General features: G+C 39.3%; 14 protein-coding genes. 9 read left to right on the top strand and 5 right to left on the bottom strand.

The window, feature by feature from the left end; genetic code table 11:
- Window positions 1-106: 106 nt before the first annotated feature.
- The 3 genes from CZ225_RS20595 to recJ are packed head-to-tail and all read right to left on the bottom strand — an operon-like array spanning window position 107 to window position 4,724.
- Window positions 107-1,069 carry a tetratricopeptide repeat protein gene (locus CZ225_RS20595; protein ID WP_077155297.1) on the bottom strand — a complete coding sequence of 321 codons (963 nt, stop codon included), beginning with the start codon at window positions 1,067-1,069 and terminating at the stop codon, window positions 107-109.
- A gap of 39 nt (window positions 1,070-1,108) precedes the next feature.
- Entirely contained in the window at window positions 1,109-3,013 is a 1,905-nt protein-coding gene (locus tag CZ225_RS20590) for a RecQ family ATP-dependent DNA helicase (RefSeq protein ID WP_077155296.1), read from the bottom strand.
- The gene (gene recJ / locus CZ225_RS20585) at window positions 3,006-4,724 is read right to left on the bottom strand and encodes a single-stranded-DNA-specific exonuclease RecJ (RefSeq protein WP_077155295.1); all 1,719 of its coding nucleotides are present in this window, start codon (window positions 4,722-4,724) and stop codon (window positions 3,006-3,008) included. Before recJ ends, CZ225_RS20590 begins: the two co-directional genes overlap by 8 nt.
- Before the next feature lie 261 nt (window positions 4,725-4,985).
- Between recJ and CZ225_RS20580 the strand changes: the two genes are divergently transcribed.
- The gene (locus tag CZ225_RS20580; RefSeq protein WP_077155916.1) at window positions 4,986-5,840 is read left to right on the top strand and encodes a phosphodiester glycosidase family protein; all 855 of its coding nucleotides are present in this window, start codon (window positions 4,986-4,988) and stop codon (window positions 5,838-5,840) included.
- A 691-nt stretch (window positions 5,841-6,531) separates the two neighbouring features.
- On the opposite strand, the gene CZ225_RS20575 is transcribed toward CZ225_RS20580, so the two are convergent.
- Window positions 6,532-7,344: a hypothetical protein gene (locus tag CZ225_RS20575; RefSeq protein WP_077155294.1), complete on the bottom strand. Its 813-nt coding sequence runs from the start codon at window positions 7,342-7,344 to the stop codon at window positions 6,532-6,534.
- Between the two features lie 105 nt (window positions 7,345-7,449).
- Window positions 7,450-7,890 carry an acyl-CoA thioesterase gene (locus CZ225_RS20570; protein ID WP_077155293.1) on the bottom strand — a complete coding sequence of 147 codons (441 nt, stop codon included), beginning with the start codon at window positions 7,888-7,890 and terminating at the stop codon, window positions 7,450-7,452.
- A gap of 78 nt (window positions 7,891-7,968) precedes the next feature.
- Between CZ225_RS20570 and CZ225_RS20565 the strand changes: the two genes are divergently transcribed.
- From CZ225_RS20565 to glmM, 8 genes are all read left to right on the top strand, one after another.
- Window positions 7,969-8,532 carry an L-threonylcarbamoyladenylate synthase gene (locus CZ225_RS20565; protein ID WP_077155915.1) on the top strand — a complete coding sequence of 188 codons (564 nt, stop codon included), beginning with the start codon at window positions 7,969-7,971 and terminating at the stop codon, window positions 8,530-8,532.
- Window positions 8,533-10,326, top strand: a complete 1,794-nt coding sequence (locus tag CZ225_RS20560) for a chloride channel protein (protein WP_077155292.1) — start codon at window positions 8,533-8,535, stop codon at window positions 10,324-10,326.
- 5 nt (window positions 10,327-10,331) lie between these two features.
- Complete coding sequence (gene fmt, locus CZ225_RS20555) at window positions 10,332-11,300, top strand: methionyl-tRNA formyltransferase (RefSeq protein ID WP_077155291.1); 969 nt, start codon at window positions 10,332-10,334, stop codon at window positions 11,298-11,300.
- A gap of 27 nt (window positions 11,301-11,327) precedes the next feature.
- Window positions 11,328-11,978: a ribulose-phosphate 3-epimerase gene (rpe, locus tag CZ225_RS20550; RefSeq protein ID WP_077155290.1), complete on the top strand. Its 651-nt coding sequence runs from the start codon at window positions 11,328-11,330 to the stop codon at window positions 11,976-11,978.
- A gap of 8 nt (window positions 11,979-11,986) precedes the next feature.
- Window positions 11,987-14,083 (top strand): ComEC/Rec2 family competence protein, encoded by a 2,097-nt coding sequence (locus tag CZ225_RS20545; RefSeq protein ID WP_077155289.1) that lies wholly within the window; start codon window positions 11,987-11,989, stop codon window positions 14,081-14,083.
- Between the two features lie 47 nt (window positions 14,084-14,130).
- Window positions 14,131-15,168 (top strand): DHH family phosphoesterase, encoded by a 1,038-nt coding sequence (locus CZ225_RS20540; protein WP_077155288.1) that lies wholly within the window; start codon window positions 14,131-14,133, stop codon window positions 15,166-15,168.
- Window positions 15,169-15,452: 284 nt separating this feature from the next.
- Complete coding sequence (locus tag CZ225_RS20535) at window positions 15,453-16,112, top strand: BamK family beta-barrel-assembly machinery protein (protein ID WP_077155287.1); 660 nt, start codon at window positions 15,453-15,455, stop codon at window positions 16,110-16,112.
- 35 nt (window positions 16,113-16,147) lie between these two features.
- Window positions 16,148-17,536, top strand: coding sequence for a phosphoglucosamine mutase (gene glmM / locus CZ225_RS20530; RefSeq protein ID WP_077155286.1), 1,389 nt, complete (start codon window positions 16,148-16,150; stop codon window positions 17,534-17,536).
- Window positions 17,537-17,588: the final 52 nt, after the last annotated feature.

Genomic DNA, 17,588 nt, shown 5'->3' with positions numbered 1-17,588 from the left:
TGCAAATAAAAAACGATATTTTTTTTAGTTTTTCATCTAAAATAGATGAAAGTATCATTCTATGTTACAGAAATATTTCGCTCATAATTACATCTTTCCAGCTGTTTTAGAAAATTCCAGGCAGTGTTTCCGGTTTGGTCCCCAAATTCTTAAACTCCCCGTTAAGACTTGAGCCATCCTTTGGATTTAACTCCAGTGATTTCTTCATATCTTCCACAGAACCGTCTTTATCCCCGTTGAGAAGTTTGGCACGTCCGCGCTCTTTATAAGCTTCTGCAAAATTAGGAGTCAGTTCGATTGCTTCGTCGAACAGGCTAATCGCTTCCGATAATTTTTTCTGGTTAATGAAAAGTTGTCCGAGATAGAGATAAGCTTGTTCGTTGAACGGATTTATTTCTGTCACCAGTTTATAGTCTGCTTCTGCTTTCTCTTCTTGCTGATTAGATTCTTCCACTTTTCCACGCAGAAGTATGGCAGTTTCTTCTTCCTGATCTTGTGCCAGTACGGCATCAATATCTTCCATTGCTTCTTTGTATTGGTGCATCTTTACTAATACTTGGGCACGCATTAGACGAGCTTCGATGAAATCCTCTTTCAGTGAGATAGCTTTAGTCAGATGTGCGATCGTCATAAGATCATCATTTAGTCCTTTGCAGGCTTTGCCTAAGAGGAAGTGAGCAACAGCATTCCCTTCTTCGATTGCGATTGCTTTATTGGCAGCCTCTTCCATTGCTTTGTAATCTTCCTGAACGTAACATACGTTAGCCAAGTTCAGGAAGGTGTTGGTCATATCCGGTTCTATGACAGCCATCTTTTCCAGAAGTGTTCGTGCTTTCTCTGTTTCTCCCATCTGTATGTAAAGCTGGCTAAGATAGCCCATTGTTTCGAAATCCTCTTCGATGGCAAGAGCCTCGGTGAAACATTTCACAGCATAATCCGGACGACCCATACGCTGTGCACGCAGGCCGTCATATTTGAATATCTCGAAATTCTTTTGGTTGTTTTTTTGTTTTTCACTTTCTGATGTTTCACTCTTCCCTGAGAAGAATGATTTAAAAAAGTTCGGCATGATTCTGTTATTTTTGAGTTTATGTGCAAATGTAATAACTTATTTTGAAATATAGATCATTCCATCCTCTATCTTCAATACTCCTTCTTCTAATAAATACTGAATGGCTTCTCCTATATCTTCTTTTTCTGCTTCCACTTGGTTAGCGATATCCGCAGGAGTAAGTTTCTTTTTGTTGAGTATAAAGAGAATCTGTTTTTTTAGTTCTTCGAAAGAAGTTTCGGACAAATGATTATCTGCATGATGACTAAGACAAACATCACATTGTTTGCAGTTATGTTCATTCTTCTCACCAAAGTATCGAAGTAGCATCCGGCTTCGACAGATATTCTCTGTTGTGACATATTCTTCCATTGCCTTAATACGTGCTTCATATCGTACTTTGCGGTCTTCATAGACGGAAGTGGGAATGTGGACATTATGTAGTTCCATTCGTTCGCGCGTATATATAATATAAGGTGTCTTTTTATGAGGGATGTAATCTACGATACGACGTTTAGTTAATGTCACTAAAATAGCATAGATTTGTTGGCGCGTTAGTCCTGTACGTACGGCAAGTGATTCTTCACTGATATAAGCATAGTCGGTGAATACTCCTGTGTAAGAACGGAGGATGGCTTGTATCAATGCTTCAGCTTCTTTGCCCATTTCGTGCAACTTATAAAGTTCATCCCGCCGAATGGTAAAAAAGATACGCGAGGAGTTATCTTGTTCATCCGTATATTCCAGATAACCTGCTTGCGTCAGTATTTTTAAAGCACTGTCTACCGGGACAGGGAAGTATTTGAACTTTCGGCAAAACTCTTCCAGATTAAACTCACGAACACATTGAAAGCCATCACCCATTGCCATCTGGTAATAATATTGCAGATGTTCGTAAACATTTAGAATATATTCTTTTTCGGGGAAAGTATCGGCGATCCGCTTGTGAAGGGTCGTCTTATCGGATTTTGCATACAGGATAACGGCATAGGCTTTTTCCCCGTCTCTCCCTGCACGTCCGGCCTCTTGGAAATAAGCTTCCGGAGAGTCGGGAAGGTCGAGGTGGATGACGATCCGTACATCTGGTTTATCGATACCCATACCGAAAGCGTTGGTAGCTACCATGACGCGTACTTCCCCGTTTTGCCAACGTTTCTGCCTGATATCTTTTACAGCATTATCCAGTCCGGCATGGTAAAAATCTGCTGTAATATCTTCATTCATCAGCAGTTCGGTTATTTCTTTGGTGCGTCGTCTGTTACGTACATAAATAATAGCACTACCCTCTATTCGATGTAAAATATGTAGTAATTCTCCTGTTTTATTATCAGTTTTGCGAACAATATAGGCCAGATTCTTTCGTTCGAAACTCATTCGGAAAACGTTTTCTTCCCGAAATTTTAACCTGGACTGGATATCTTTCACTACTTCCGGAGTTGCCGTAGCCGTTAAAGCCAGTACCGGGACACCAGGTAGTAAATCCCGTATCTCAGCTATTTTAAGATAAGCCGGACGGAAATCGTATCCCCATTGTGAAATGCAGTGGCTTTCGTCCACTGTGATCATTGAGACTTTCATCGAACGTAGTTTGATACGGAATATTTCGGTATCCAGACGTTCCGGTGATATATATAAGAATTTATAATTACCAAAGATACAGTTTTCCAGAGCAGTAAGAATTTCCTGCCTGGACATCCCTGAATAGATAGCCAATGCTTTGATTCCTCGTTTCCGAAGATTCTGTACCTGGTCTTTCATAAGGGCTATGAGGGGAGTAATAACAATACAAATCCCTTCCTGTGCGAGAGCAGGTACTTGAAATGTGATGGATTTTCCGCCTCCTGTAGGCATCAATCCTAACGTATCCTTCCTTTCGCCGATACTGGTGATGATCTCCTCCTGCAAATCGCGGAAGGAGTCATATCCCCAATATTGTTTTAATATCTCCTGATACTTATTCAATCGGCTTTATATCCTCAATTTGAAGTTGCACTTCACCACGCTTATGTGTATTTTCTTCAATGGAATAACAGATATCAAATGAGCGTTTCGTTTTGATATAACGAACGTGTGAGCTTTGACCGAAAGCGATGCCATTCATTACGTTATTCGATTTGTTGTCTACCAATTCCAGTTTGATGTGCTCCTGATCCCGTCCAACTACTTTGCTGGTTCCATAATCATATACATGATGAGTACAGAATACAGGTTTAGTATTATCCGGACCGAAAGGATTGAACTTCTTCAGATCATTAAAGAACTTGGGAGTAATGTCCTTAAAGTCAATTTCAGCATCAATATCTATTACCGCACTAGTTTGTTCGGGCAAAATGTTTTTTGAGACGAACTCTTCAAAGCGTTGTGTAAATGCTTCCACATTTTCCACCTTCATAGATAATCCGGCTGCGTAAGTATGTCCTCCAAAGTTTTCTAATAGGTCACGACAATACTCGATAGCCTTATAAACATCAAAACCAGATACGGAACGAGCCGAACCTGTTGCCATGTCATCCGTACGTGTCAGTACAACTGCCGGGCGATAATAGATCTCTGTCAGACGGGAGGCAACGATACCGATCACTCCTTTATGCCATTCTTCATTGAAAAGAACGATGGATCGCCGATCAGCCAAACCTTCCAGATGAGCTACAATCTGATTTGCCTCTTCTGTCATACTTTTATCCAAGTCTTTTCGGGTTTCATTGTATTGGTTGATCTGTCCTGCTTTCTCCAGAGCAGTGGAGAAATCCTTTTCTGTCAGCAGGTCTACTGCTTCTTTTCCATTTTGAATTCTTCCTGAGGCATTGATGCGCGGGCCTATTTTGAATACGATATCGCTGACGGTGATTTCACGCTCGGAAAGTCCGCAAACATCGATAATCGCTTTCATCCCGACACTGGGATTACTGTTTAGCTGCTTTAAACCATGAAAAGCCAAGATCCGGTTTTCACCCATAATCGGTACGATATCTGAAGCGATACTGACTGCCACTAAATCAAGTAATGGAATCAAGTGGTGAAATTCAATGCCGTTATTGATAGCGAATGCTTGCATGAATTTGAAACCGACGCCACAGCCGGAAAGGTGTGTATATGGATACGTATTGTCCAAACGTTTCGCATTCAGGATAGCTACCGCAGGAGGTAAAACATCATCCGGAACATGATGGTCGCAGATGATGAAGTCAATGCCTTTTTCTTTGGCATACGAAATTTCTTCCACTGCTTTAATTCCGCAGTCGAGTACAATAATCAAACCTACACCGGTTTCTGCGGCATAGTCTATACCTTTTTGAGAAATACCATATCCTTCGTTATAACGATCAGGTATATAATAGTCAATGTTCGAGTAGAACTGTTGTATAAACTTGTAGACCAATGCCACAGCTGTAGTACCGTCTACATCATAATCCCCATAAATCAGAATACGTTCTTTCTTTCCCATCGCCCTGTTCAGACGCTCCACTGCAATGTCCATATCCTTCATCAGGAACGGATCATACAGATCGGGCAATTGCGGGCGGAAAAACTTTTTGGCTTCTGAAGCCTTTGTTATTCCCCGCTGCACCAATAATTGTCCAAGTATCGGGCTAATCCCTAATTCTTGGGTCAATGTCTGGCTTCTCTCTGCCTGCTCGGGTGTAATGGGTTGATAATTCCATTTGTGATTCATTTTATATATTGTTTTTTCTTTTTCTTTTCTCAGAGGTCGGAAAGGCACTTCTTTCCAACAAGGGGTAAAAGTACGAAAAAAAGCGGAAGCTTATAGTAAGATGTGACGAAAATATTTCGGGGAGATTTGAAAGTTAAGATTTATTTTAAAGAATAGAACTTTTTTTTCTGCTGGCAAATACTTGCTGGATATGTGGATAGAACTTATCTTTGTGTCTACTCTTCTTGAGTGAAATACATAACAATAATTTTTCCAATGAACATGAAGCGTTATTTTACTTTCTTTATTTTGCTTGTCTTTTTAGTTGGTGTGGGTGGTGCTCAGACCAAAGTGGATTCTATTGCTATTGTCACCGCCCCCTGGCAGGTGGTGGAAACACAAAAAGGTATTGTTCATAAACAGGTTGTCATCCCTTCTCTTTATCAAGGTGTTCAATCCATCAATATCATTGAAATTGATCCGGCAACACAAAAGAAAGTAGGGGTAGCTGTAAATGAAAAAATGGATAAAATCAGCTATAGTGCTCCAAATTATCGAGCAATTGCAGCAATTAATGGCTCTTATTTCAATATGAAAGAGGGTAATTCGATTTGTTTCTTGAAAATGGACGAACAGTTGGTGGACACGACTGCTTTGAGTGAGTTTAAAACTCGGGTAACAGGAGCAGTTTATATCAAGAAGGGTAAACTGAAATTAATTCCTTGGAACAGAGATGTCGAGAAAACGTATAAAGGGAAAAAAGGAATGATTTTGGCTTCCGGACCTTTGATGCTGAAGGGCGGGACTTATTATGATTGGAGTATGTGTGGTTCTGAGTTCATTCAGACAAAGCATCCTCGCAGTGCTGTCTGCATTACCCAAAAGGGGAAAATCTTATTTGTTACAGTAGATGGACGTTCTAAAGGTCTTGCAGATGGGATAAATATTCCTGAGTTGGCTCATTTACTTAAAGTATTAGGAGGTAAAGATGCAATTAACTTGGACGGTGGAGGATCTACCACTTTATGGTTGTCAGGAGTATCAGAAAATGGTATTGTTAATTATCCATGTGATAATAAAAGGTACGATCACAAGGGAGAACGGCGGGTAGCTAATTTTCTTTATGTATATGAATAAGGTTTTGAATGAGATGTTGTTGTTGAATGATGCTTTTCACCTCTTATATAAGAGGAAATAAACCGTTAGTTTAGTTGTTTTAAAGCTTTAGTTAATGTTTTTTTTAGATGATAAATATCGTTTTATGTACATGATCCCATGACTCCACGTACGTGATCCATTGGGTTCATGTACATCATCCGAATGGTTCACGTACGTGAAACGAGGATGTGTACCTTGCAAAAAACAGTAATCGAGCCTTGTCTGTATGTTAAAGTTAGTAGTATTTGTTTTAAGAATATGCCGTATTGGTTGAATAACTATCCTAACTATTAATAAAAACAAGTAATGTAATAGCTGTGGATTATGATTTCGTGAGAAAATCCAATGAGAATGGAGTGGAAAACTCAATAATACAGTGGGTAAAGGAATTCTTAACACTCCGGGAATTGCTAATCAAATTGTATTATTAATCGATGCTAATCAGATGTTTAGGTGATGAAGCGACTCAGGGAGAAGTGACAATAAGAATGTTTAAATTTCTATCGTCACTCTATTGTCACTTGTCTATTGTCACTGTTTCAGCACTGATAATAAGATCTTTAACTTAAAAAAGTGACAAATGACAATAAAAAGTAATGTTATAATCTCTAAGAAAGGAAGGTAGAATAGGCTTAAACTAGATTATTGGGGAAAGACTATCCATGTTTTCCTATATATCGTCGAGATCCCTTGAAATTGTAATAGAGTTTGTTTCAAGTTGATAGATAAAATAAGTACTAAGGGTCGGTGAATATACTCCAAAACTGGTGAGTCCAACTTGATTTTGGTATAACTTGAACGTGCAAATGTCTGTTGCAGAGATAAATGGTTCTTGCTTCAGGTGAGAATGGATATGTATTCCACCAGGTTTTCCTTTGTCAATGGGGATAAGGCTCGAATGAAATTTCTTCCAGGATTGTATCTCTCCTTCTTTATTGGTGATGAACAGATAGTCATTTCCAATAGGGACCTCTTCTGCTTTCTGGGTTCCATTTATCGCATAAAGCTTGTACCCTTTTTCAAAGGGGAGTAATATCCAGTTCAGGCTATACCCCTTAATTGTACCTACCTCATATTTATTCTCGATTATATTTTTCAGAATTTTTGTTCTGGTATTGAGTAGGTTGTTTTCATAATCGGATAGATCTCGATATAAGTGGCGTACTAGACAAGGAGTTGATGTCTCAAGAAAGGATACTTCGAAATTACATTTTCCCTCTTTGTCGATTAGGATACATTTGATGGAATCTCCTTGCTCATAAGTTAAATAAGTAGCAGCAGTTTCCATTATCTCCGGTTTATTGATATACATATCCGAAAATAACCAGGTGGCTTTTTCATATCGATATAGGAGATTCCCTTCTTGGATGATAGAGTCGCATTTTTGTCCTAATTCAGCTTCGGTATAATTATTAGTTTGAGAATAAACTACCGAAAAACATGATATAAGAAGAATGGCGGTGAGGATTGATATCTTTCTCATAGCTTTGTTTATTAAAGGATTGTTTAATCAACAAATATATGATATCTTTAGTAAAATTACATTGCTTTTTAAAAAGAATATTTGCCATTGCAGCTCTTTTTTTGATCATTTTCCTGTCTTTTTCCGTAAATCTCGTCCTTCATACCTGCAGATAGCCTCGATCCATTCTTGGGTAAGTGGCATGGATTCGTGTTTTTCCAGATCGTAGGTAACCATCACAGATTTACAGACACATTTTATCTCAAAAGTTTCTGTGTCAATGACCCGTTGAACCAAATGAAAACTTTTAGTCCCGATTTCCGAAACGGCTGTTTGTACTGCAATATGGTCCGAACCGAAAATCTGCTTGACGAAGTTTGCCTCAATATGTACAACGACAATTCCCATTTTTTCCCAGTCTACTCCTGGACATACATAAGCAAAATATTCAGTCTTTCCCAAATCGTAGAAAGAGAAATAAACGGTGTTGTTGACGTGACCGAATTTGTCTACGTCATTAAAACGTAATTGGATCGGCAATGAGTGGTGAAATACAATTTCTTCCATAGTTTTCACTTAATCTTTTTGAATTCGGAGCAAAAATAGTACTTTTGCGTGTTATTCTCAACAGAAATTTATCAAGAAATGATAGAAGATATTAAAAAAGCCTGTCAGGTGATGAGTGAAGGTGGAGTTATCCTTTATCCCACCGATACCGTTTGGGGCATAGGCTGCGACGCTACTAATGAAGAGGCTGTACGCCGGGTATATGAGATAAAAAAACGTGCCGACAGTAAAGCAATGTTGGTGCTGGTGGACACTTCTGTGAAAGTAGATTTTTATGTACAGGATGTTCCGGATGTGGCGTGGGATTTAATTGATGTTGCTGAAAAACCACTTACCATTATTTATTCAGGTGCGCGTAACTTGGCTCCCAATCTGCTGGCTGAGGACGGCAGTGTTGGTATCCGGGTGACCAATGAAGAGTTCTCCAAACGCCTTTGCCAACAGTTCCGTAAGGCGATTGTTTCCACATCAGCCAATGTTAGCGGGCAACCGGGTGCGGCTAATTTTAGTGAGATTAGCGATGAAATCAAATCTGCTGTAGATTTTATAGTAGGTTATCGTCAAGATGATATGAGCCGGCCAAAACCTTCTAGCATTATTAAGTTGGATAAAGGCGGAGTGATTAAGATAATTCGTGAATAGATGAAGAAAGAAAAACAGAGTTTGTTACAGTGCTGTATTAAATGGCGGGAAAATAATATTAAGGAGAAACAATTCATCTTGATTCTAAGTTTTCTTGTTGGTATCTTTACGGCGATGGCAGCCTTGATATTGAAATTCCTGATTCATGAAATTCAGAATTTTCTTACAGAAAACTTTAATGCGACAGAAGCTAACTACCTTTATTTGGTCTATCCGGTAATCGGAATCTTTTTTGCGGGTTTGTTCGTGCGGAACATAGTAAAAGATGATATAAGTCATGGAGTCACTAAGATTCTGTATGCTATTTCCCGCAGACAAGGACGTATTAAAAGACATAACATCTGGTCGTCTACTATTGCCAGTGCTATAACCATCGGATTCGGTGGATCGGTTGGGGCGGAGGCTCCTATTGTATTAACTGGTTCGGCAATTGGTTCTAATCTGGGAAGTGTGTTCAAGATGGAACATCGTACCCTGATGTTACTGGTCGGTTGCGGTGCGGCAGGTGCCATTGCCGGAATCTTTAAAGCTCCGATTGCCGGTTTGGTGTTTACGTTGGAAGTCTTGATGATCGACTTGACAATGTCCTCTTTACTTCCTTTGTTGATTTCAGCAGTAACGGCAGCAACAGTATCTTACATCATTACCGGAACGGAGGCTATGTTTAAGTTCCATCTGGATCAGGCATTCGAGTTGGAGCGTATTCCTTACGTTATTTTATTAGGTATTTTTTGTGGCCTTGTTTCGCTTTACTTTACTCGTGCAATGAATTCCGTAGAAGGAGTTTTCGGAAAGCTCAAGAATCCATATAAGAAACTGGCTTTCGGTGGGGTGATGTTGAGCGTATTGATTTTCCTTTTCCCTCCTCTTTATGGTGAAGGTTACGATACGATTGAACTTTTGTTGAATGGAACATCGACACTTGAATGGGATACGGTCATGAATAATTCCATGTTCTATGGATATGGTAACTTGCTGTTGGTGTATCTTTTACTGATTATCTTGTTTAAAGTGTTTGCTTCCAGTGCAACGAATGGCGGAGGTGGATGTGGTGGTATTTTTGCACCTTCACTTTATCTGGGATGTATTGCAGGATTTGTCTTTTCTCATTTCAGTAATGAGCTTAATTTCTCTTCTTTTCTGCCTGAAAAGAATTTTGCTTTAATGGGAATGGCAGGAGTGATGAGCGGTGTCATGCACGCTCCTCTGACCGGTGTATTCTTGATTGCAGAACTGACAGGAGGATATGATTTGTTTCTTCCTTTGATGATTGTCTCGGTAAGTTCATACTTGACGATTATTGTATTTGAGCCACATAGTATTTATTCCATGCGTCTTGCCAAGAAAGGGCAATTACTTACTCACCATAAAGATAAAGCTGTATTGACTTTGATGAAGATGGAGAATGTGGTAGAGAAAGATTTTGTAGTAGTCCACCCGGAAATGGATTTGGGTGAACTTGTAAAAGCAATTGCTGCTTCGCACCGAAATGTTTTTCCGGTGACGGATAAAAAGACAGGTGAGTTATTGGGCTTAGTGTTGTTGGATGACATTCGCAATATCATGTTTCGTCAAGAACTTTATCATCGCTTTACCGTTAATAAATTGATGACGTCTGCTCCGGCAAAGATCTTCGATACGGATGGAATGGAGCAAGTGATGCAAACATTTGATGATACAAAAGCATGGAATTTACCTGTGGTAGATGAAGAAGGCCGTTATGAAGGTTTTGTCTCTAAGTCGAAAATATTTAATTCATACCGACAAGTGTTGGTACATTTTTCAGAAGACTAGAAGAAATGAAGAAAGAAGATTTGAGAATCGTATATATGGGCACACCCGATTTTGCGGTGGAGGCCTTGAGGCAGTTGGTAGAAGGTGGTTATAACGTAGTAGGTGTGATAACGATGCCTGATAAACCGGCAGGACGCGGACATAAAATGCAGTATTCTCCGGTTAAACAATATGCGTTGGAGCGGAATTTACCTTTGCTGCAACCTGAAAAGCTAAAGGATGAGGCTTTTGTAGAGGCTCTTCGTGCTTGGAAGGCAGACTTACAGATTGTGGTTGCTTTTCGAATGTTGCCGGAAGTGGTATGGAACATGCCTCGATTGGGGACATTTAATCTTCATGCTTCTCTGCTTCCTCAATATCGTGGTGCGGCTCCTATCAATTGGGCGGTAATCAATGGGGATACGGAGACAGGGATTACTACTTTTTTCTTAAAACATGAAATAGATACTGGTGAAGTAATTCAGCAGGTACGAGTGCCAATTGCAGATACAGATAATGTAGAAGTGGTGCATGATAAATTGATGATGTTGGGAGGAAAGTTGGTTGTTGAAACGGTTGATGATATTTTAAATGGTACAGTGAAATCTATCCCTCAGGAAGAAATGACTGTAGTGGGTGAACTTCGTCCGGCTCCGAAGATCTTTAAAGAGACTTGCCGCATTGATTGGAATCAGCCGGTGAAGAAAATATACGATTTTATTCGCGGATTATCTCCTTATCCTGCCGCATGGACTGAATTGATAGACTCTGAAGGGGAAGCAGTAGTAATGAAAGTGTTTGAAAGTGAGAAAATAAATGAAACACATGATCTTACTCCAGGCACTATTGTTACGGATGGGAAGAAATATATCAAAGTTGCCGTTCCTGACGGATTTGTTTCCATATTATCTTTGCAGCTTCCTAGCAAGAAACGTCTTCAAACGGACGAACTTCTTCGTGGATTCCATCTTACAGATGAATTTCGAATGAACTAACCTTTTATGAACTAAAATAGATAAATGATGAAACCAATGATTGCTCCTTCCATTCTTTCGGCTGATTTTGGATATTTGGCGAGAGATATTGAAATGATAAATCGCAGTGAAGCGGAGTGGGTGCATATTGATATTATGGACGGAGTGTTTGTTCCTAATATTTCGTTCGGCTTTCCGGTATTGAAATATGTAACTAAATTAACGGATAAGCCTTTGGATGTGCATTTAATGATTGTTAATCCGGAAAAGTTTATACCGGAAGTTAAAGCATTGGGTGCTCATACGATGAATGTTCATTATGAAGCTTGCCCTCATTTGCACAGGGTAATTCAGCAGATCAGGGAAGCGGGGATGCAGCCGGCTGTAACTATTAATCCGGCAACTCCGGTAGCTTTATTGCAAGATATTATACAGGATGTTTATATGGTTCTTATCATGAGTGTGAATCCTGGATTCGGTGGACAGAAGTTTATAGAACACTCTGTTGAGAAAGTTCGTGAGTTGAAGTCTTTGATTGAACGTACAGGTTCGAAAGCTTTGATTGAAGTGGACGGAGGAGTGAACTTAGAGACAGGAGCTCGGTTAGTGGAGGCAGGAGCGGATGTATTAGTAGCCGGTAATGCGGTGTTCGGAGCACCCGATCCGGAACAGATGATACGGAAGTTGCACGAAATCTAATTTATTTTTTGGATAACTACTATTTACATCAGTATCCATATATACGCTTGATTATCCCATGGATAACAGGCGTTTTTTGTGGGGATATGTTCTTTGACAATACATCTGAACTGTCTGGAAGTATCCTTCTTTTTTGTCTTTTTGCCGGTTTGTCCTTTGCTTTTTATTTTTTACGACGTCATTCCTTGCGTTGGTGTTTTGGCATCTCGGTTTCTGCTCTTTGTTTTATGGGAGGGTGGATAGGAATAACAGGGCAGTTGCAACAGTCTGTTTATGACTTTAAAGATCAAGAGACGGTTTATCGGGTACGATTGACAGATACACCGGAGTTAAAGGAGCGGTCCTACCTTTGTCGTGTATTTCTGGAAGAGTATCATGATTCGGCTAATATTTGTCCGGTGGAGCGGAAGGCTATTCTTTATCTGGAACAAGATTCGTCAGTAATGCGGTTACAAGATGGAGATGAACTATTCGTTTCTTCGCAAATTTCTCCTCCTGTGAACGGGAAAAACTTTGGAGAATTTGACTATAGCCGCTATCTGATGTATAAAGGGATTGCCGGAACTGGATATGTTGCTTCCGGGAAATGGACGAAGTTACCTTCTGTTCCAGTTTCTTCCCTTCGGTTGACAGCTAACTCTTATCGGGAGAGGTTGCTGGCTTTATATCGGAAACTAGGGTTTGATGGAGATGAATTAGCGGTACTTTCAGCATTGACTGTCGGGGATAAGACTGAGCTAAGTGAATCTATCCGTGAAAGTTATTCTGTTTCTGGTGCAAGTCATGTTTTGGCATTATCCGGTTTGCATATAGGGCTTTTATATGTTTTGTTTTCTTATATTTTGAAATTGTTGGATGTGAGGGGAGGTAATGCGGGAAAATATTTGCGCGCTCTTCTTCTCCTTCTATTATTATGGTCCTTTGCATTTTTCACAGGATTGTCGCCGTCAGTTATCCGTTCAGCCAGTATGTTTTCTGTGTTAGCAGTGGCAGAAGTATTCAGTCGTAAGGCTATCTCACTAAATACTTTAGCTGCGGTTGCATGGCTTATGTTATTATGTAAACCGGTCTGGCTGTTTGATGTAGGTTTTCAACTTTCGTTTCTTGCGGTGGCATCTATTTTACTAATTCAGAAACCGATTTATCGGTTATTTCCTGTAAAAGGCTGGTTGGGAAAACATGTTTGGGGACTGATGACAGTATCTATAGCCGCACAATTGGGTACGGCTCCCCTTGTTATGTTTTACTTTTCCCGTTTTTCCACTCATTTCTTATTGACTAATCTGGTAGTGATTCCTTTAGTAACCATTATATTATATATGGCTGTTTTGATGCTTTGCCTGACTCCTTTTTGCTGGTTTCAATCTGTGATAGCTGAAGGATGCAGGCTGCTTATTAAGTCTCTTAATAATTTTGTTCATTGGGTAGAGCAATTACCTTTCTCTTCCATAGATAATATTTGGCTTTATCAATGGGAAGTTGCAGGCTTTTATATATTCCTATTGTTGGTATTGTATTACCTGATGAAGCGTCGGCTTCGAAACTTATGGGTGTGTTTATCCTTTTTGTTGATGTTGGGAACGGGACATTCTATTATGAATTGGTCGAATCATCCTCGACGTAGTCTTGTCTTCTATAATGTTCGTGGGTGTCCAGTGGTGCATTGCATAGAAAATGATGGGCATTCATGGCTTAGTTACGGAGATCAGCAATCGGATAAGAGACGTTTACAGCGTGTCGCAGCGAACTATTGGAAACAGATTCAACTTTTACCTCCTGTTGAAGTTAAAACGGATTTTCAGTCTGCCGGTTTCTCTCGTCACCAGCAGATATTATCTTATCATGGCTGTCGTGTGGGTATGATCACAGACAATCGTTGGCAAAACAAATCTGTTGTTTCTCCGTTATCTATTCATTATCTGTATTTGTGTAAAGGTTATGAAGGACATATGGAAGAGCTAACCCGGATATTTTCTCCGTCATGTATCGTTTTGGATGCTTCTTTCTCAGAATCACGAAAGCTGCTTCTAGAAAAGGAATGTCGGCAATTAGGTTTCCGTTTTATCTCATTATCTGAAGAAGGTTCTATTCGCTTTTTGCTCTAAGTACAAAGATTTGTCGTACATTTGCAACTCAAAAAAGTAATTATAGTATGCTGACTAAAGTAATTGAACAGGCTAAGATTGATCATTTTACAAAGTGGTTTGAACGAGCCGACAAAATAGTAATTGTGTCCCATGTTTCTCCGGATGGCGACGCTATCGGTTCATCATTGGGACTTTATCACTTTCTGGATTCACAGGAAAAAAATGTAAATGTCATTGTTCCCAATGCGTTTCCTGATTTTCTGAGATGGATGCCAGGTAGTAAGGATATCCTTTTATATGACCGTTATAAAGATTTTGCCGATAAATTGATAGCCGAAGCAGATGTTATTTGTTGTCTTGATTTCAATGCTCTAAAACGTATTGAGGATATGGCAGGTGCAGTTGCTGCATCTCCGGCACGTAAAGTCTTGATTGATCATCATCTTTATCCGGAAGATTTTTGTAAGATTACGATGTCTTATCCTACCATTTCTTCTACTTCCGAATTAGTATTTCGTTTGATTTGCCGAATGGGTTATTTCAGTGACATATCCAAGGAAGGAGCCGAATGTATTTATACCGGTATGATGACGGATACAGGTGGGTTTACTTATAACTCCAACAATCGCGAAATCTATTTCATTGTCAGTGAACTCCTTTCCAAAGGTATTGATAAAGATGACATTTATCGCAAGGTTTACAATACCTATTCTGAGAGTCGTTTGCGTCTGATGGGCTATGTCTTATCGAACATGGTTGTATATTCTGATTATAACGCTGCACTCATTTCTCTTACGAAAGAGGAGCAGGGGAGATTTGATTATATCAAAGGGGATAGCGAGGGCTTTGTGAATATTCCCTTATCTATTAAAAATATATGTTTCTCTTGCTTTTTGCGTGAAGATACCGAGAAGCCGATGATAAAAATATCTCTTCGTTCCGTAGGAACTTTCCCTTGTAATCAAGTGGCTGCTGAATTCTTTAATGGAGGTGGACATTTGAATGCATCCGGAGGTGAATTCTTTGGAACAATGGCGGAAGCAAAGGCTGTTTTCGAAAAGGCACTTGAAAAGTATAAGCCTTTGCTTGTAGCCAAAGGCTAAGAAATAAGAATATTTTCCTAAAAGCTGCCCTGATTCTTTATGTTAAGAGTCGGGGTGGTTTTTAAATATATAGTAGAATAGATGATCAGGTAAAGATATTATTATCGTTATGTTTTTACTTATAAAGTAAGAGGCTTTTTCTAGCGATGAGATTGATATGGATTATAATAACATGGTTAAATGTGTAAGGAGAAGGTTAAAAGTTACAAACTTTTAACCTTCTCCTTATGTTTTATTCCTTGATTTGAGATACATTTGTACCAAATATAGCTAAATAACAGATAATGAAGAAACTTGTATATTTATTTCTCTCTTTGATGGCTGCCGGTGGTCTTTTTCAGGCATGTGATAATTCTAAAACTTATGCTGAGCAGTTGGAGGATGAAAAAAGAGAGGTGAGTAGGTTTATTAGGGATAATGGAATCCACATTATTTCGCAGGATGAATTTGAAAGGAATGATACAGTCACAAATTTGGATAGGAATGAATATGTAGCTCTTTCTGATGGGGTGTATATGCAAATAGTAGATAGAGGTTCCGAAGAAAATAAGATGGATACTTTTGCTACAAATGATGAAATTTGTGTTCGTTATATAGAAAGAAATCTAAAGAGTGACTCCATTCAATCTTTGAACGTTTTTTATCCGGGGTACGAGAATCCTCTTATTTATTCATCTCCTTTGGTGTTTCGTTATAATGTTCAGGGTTCTTATGCTTATGGTACTGTTGTAGAAATGGATTATTCATGGATGCTTATGGTTAAAGACCAATTGAGGGATTATACAGTACCTGCTGGTTGGCTGTTGGCATTGCCTTTTGTTCGTAATAACGCTCATGTCCGTTTAATTGTACCTTCTAAGATGGGACATGCTGCATTGCAAAGTTCGAATTATGTAATTCCTTATCACTACGATATTTGGTCATTCAGTAAAGCACTGAATTAGAACACTAACATAAATAATATTTTTAGTTAATACTTATGACTCTAATTAAATCTATCTCTGGAATCCGTGGCACTATTGGCGGAGGAGCAGGAGAGGGACTGAATCCACTTGACATTGTAAAATTCACTTCGGCATATGCTACTTTGATTCGCAAAACTTGTAAAGTGAAAAGTAACAAGATTGTTGTGGGACGTGATGCCCGTATTTCTGGCGAAATGGTGAAAAACGTAGTAGTTGGTACATTGATGGGAATGGGATGGGATGTTGTAGACATCGATCTGGCTTCTACTCCGACTACTGAATTGGCTGTTACGATGGAAGGTGCTTGTGGTGGTATCATTCTGACAGCTTCTCATAATCCTAAGCAGTGGAATGCACTGAAGTTGCTTAATGAACATGGTGAATTTTTGAATGCAGCAGAAGGCAACGAAGTACTTCGTATTGCTGAAGCGGAAGAGTTCAATTATGCAGATGTAGATCATCTGGGTTCCTATCGGAAAGATCTTACCTATAACCAAAAACATATTGATAGTGTTTTGGCTCTTGATTTGGTAGACGTAGAGGCTATTAAAAAGGCAAATTTCCGTGTAGCTATTGATTGTGTGAACTCCGTAGGGGGTATCATTCTCCCTGAACTTCTTGAACGTTTAGGTGTGAAGCATATAGAGAAACTCTACTGTGAGCCAACTGGAAATTTTCAACATAATCCGGAACCGCTGGAAAAGAATCTGAGTGACATTATGAATTTAATGAAAGCTGGTAAAGCTGATGTTGCTTTTGTAGTAGATCCTGATGTAGACCGTTTAGCTATGATTTGTGAAAATGGTGCAATGTATGGTGAAGAGTATACATTAGTTACTGTAGCTGACTATATATTGAAACATACTCCGGGTAATACTGTTTCTAACTTGAGCTCTACGCGTGCTTTGCGTGATGTAACTCGCAAATATGGTATGGAATATGCTGCTTCTGCCGTTGGAGAGGTCAATGTAGTGACAAAGATGAAAGAAACCAATGCGGTCATTGGTGGAGAAGGTAATGGCGGCGTTATTTATCCGGCAAGTCATTACGGACGTGACGCTTTGGTAGGTATTGCTCTGTTCCTCAGTCATCTTGCACATGAAGGTAAAAAGGTAAGTGAGCTTCGTGCGACTTATCCTCCTTATTTTATTGCTAAAAATCGTGTAGATCTTACACCTGAAATTGATGTAGATGCTATTCTTGCTAAAGTGAAAGAGATCTATAAGAATGAAGAAATCAATGATATTGATGGTGTGAAGATTGATTTTGCTGATAAATGGGTACATTTGCGTAAAAGTAATACTGAACCGATTATTCGCGTATATAGTGAGGCCTCTACCATGGAAGCAGCAGATGAGATCGGTCAGCAGATAATGAATGTGATTAATGAGCTGGCGAAATAAAAGCCAATTGTAATACAATAAATAAAAGATAATGCTGCTATCTGCCACTAGA

The organism is Bacteroides bouchesdurhonensis, assembly GCF_900155865.1.
Lineage (GTDB): Bacteria > Bacteroidota > Bacteroidia > Bacteroidales > Bacteroidaceae > Bacteroides > Bacteroides bouchesdurhonensis.
This window is presented reverse-complemented; position numbering and strand designations above follow the sequence as displayed.

Coding starts and splice junctions, on each gene's coding strand:
- CZ225_RS20595 (WP_077155297.1), bottom strand. CDS start 1,069: ATGCCGAACTTTTTTAAATCATTCTTCTCAGGGAAGAGTGAAACATCA.
- recJ (WP_077155295.1), bottom strand. CDS start 4,724: ATGAATCACAAATGGAATTATCAACCCATTACACCCGAGCAGGCAGAG.
- CZ225_RS20580 (WP_077155916.1), top strand. CDS start 4,986: ATGAAGCGTTATTTTACTTTCTTTATTTTGCTTGTCTTTTTAGTTGGT.
- CZ225_RS20575 (WP_077155294.1), bottom strand. CDS start 7,344: ATGAGAAAGATATCAATCCTCACCGCCATTCTTCTTATATCATGTTTT.
- CZ225_RS20570 (WP_077155293.1), bottom strand. CDS start 7,890: ATGGAAGAAATTGTATTTCACCACTCATTGCCGATCCAATTACGTTTT.
- CZ225_RS20565 (WP_077155915.1), top strand. CDS start 7,969: ATGATAGAAGATATTAAAAAAGCCTGTCAGGTGATGAGTGAAGGTGGA.
- CZ225_RS20560 (WP_077155292.1), top strand. CDS start 8,533: ATGAAGAAAGAAAAACAGAGTTTGTTACAGTGCTGTATTAAATGGCGG.
- fmt (WP_077155291.1), top strand. CDS start 10,332: ATGAAGAAAGAAGATTTGAGAATCGTATATATGGGCACACCCGATTTT.
- rpe (WP_077155290.1), top strand. CDS start 11,328: ATGAAACCAATGATTGCTCCTTCCATTCTTTCGGCTGATTTTGGATAT.
- CZ225_RS20540 (WP_077155288.1), top strand. CDS start 14,131: ATGCTGACTAAAGTAATTGAACAGGCTAAGATTGATCATTTTACAAAG.
- CZ225_RS20535 (WP_077155287.1), top strand. CDS start 15,453: ATGAAGAAACTTGTATATTTATTTCTCTCTTTGATGGCTGCCGGTGGT.
- glmM (WP_077155286.1), top strand. CDS start 16,148: ATGACTCTAATTAAATCTATCTCTGGAATCCGTGGCACTATTGGCGGA.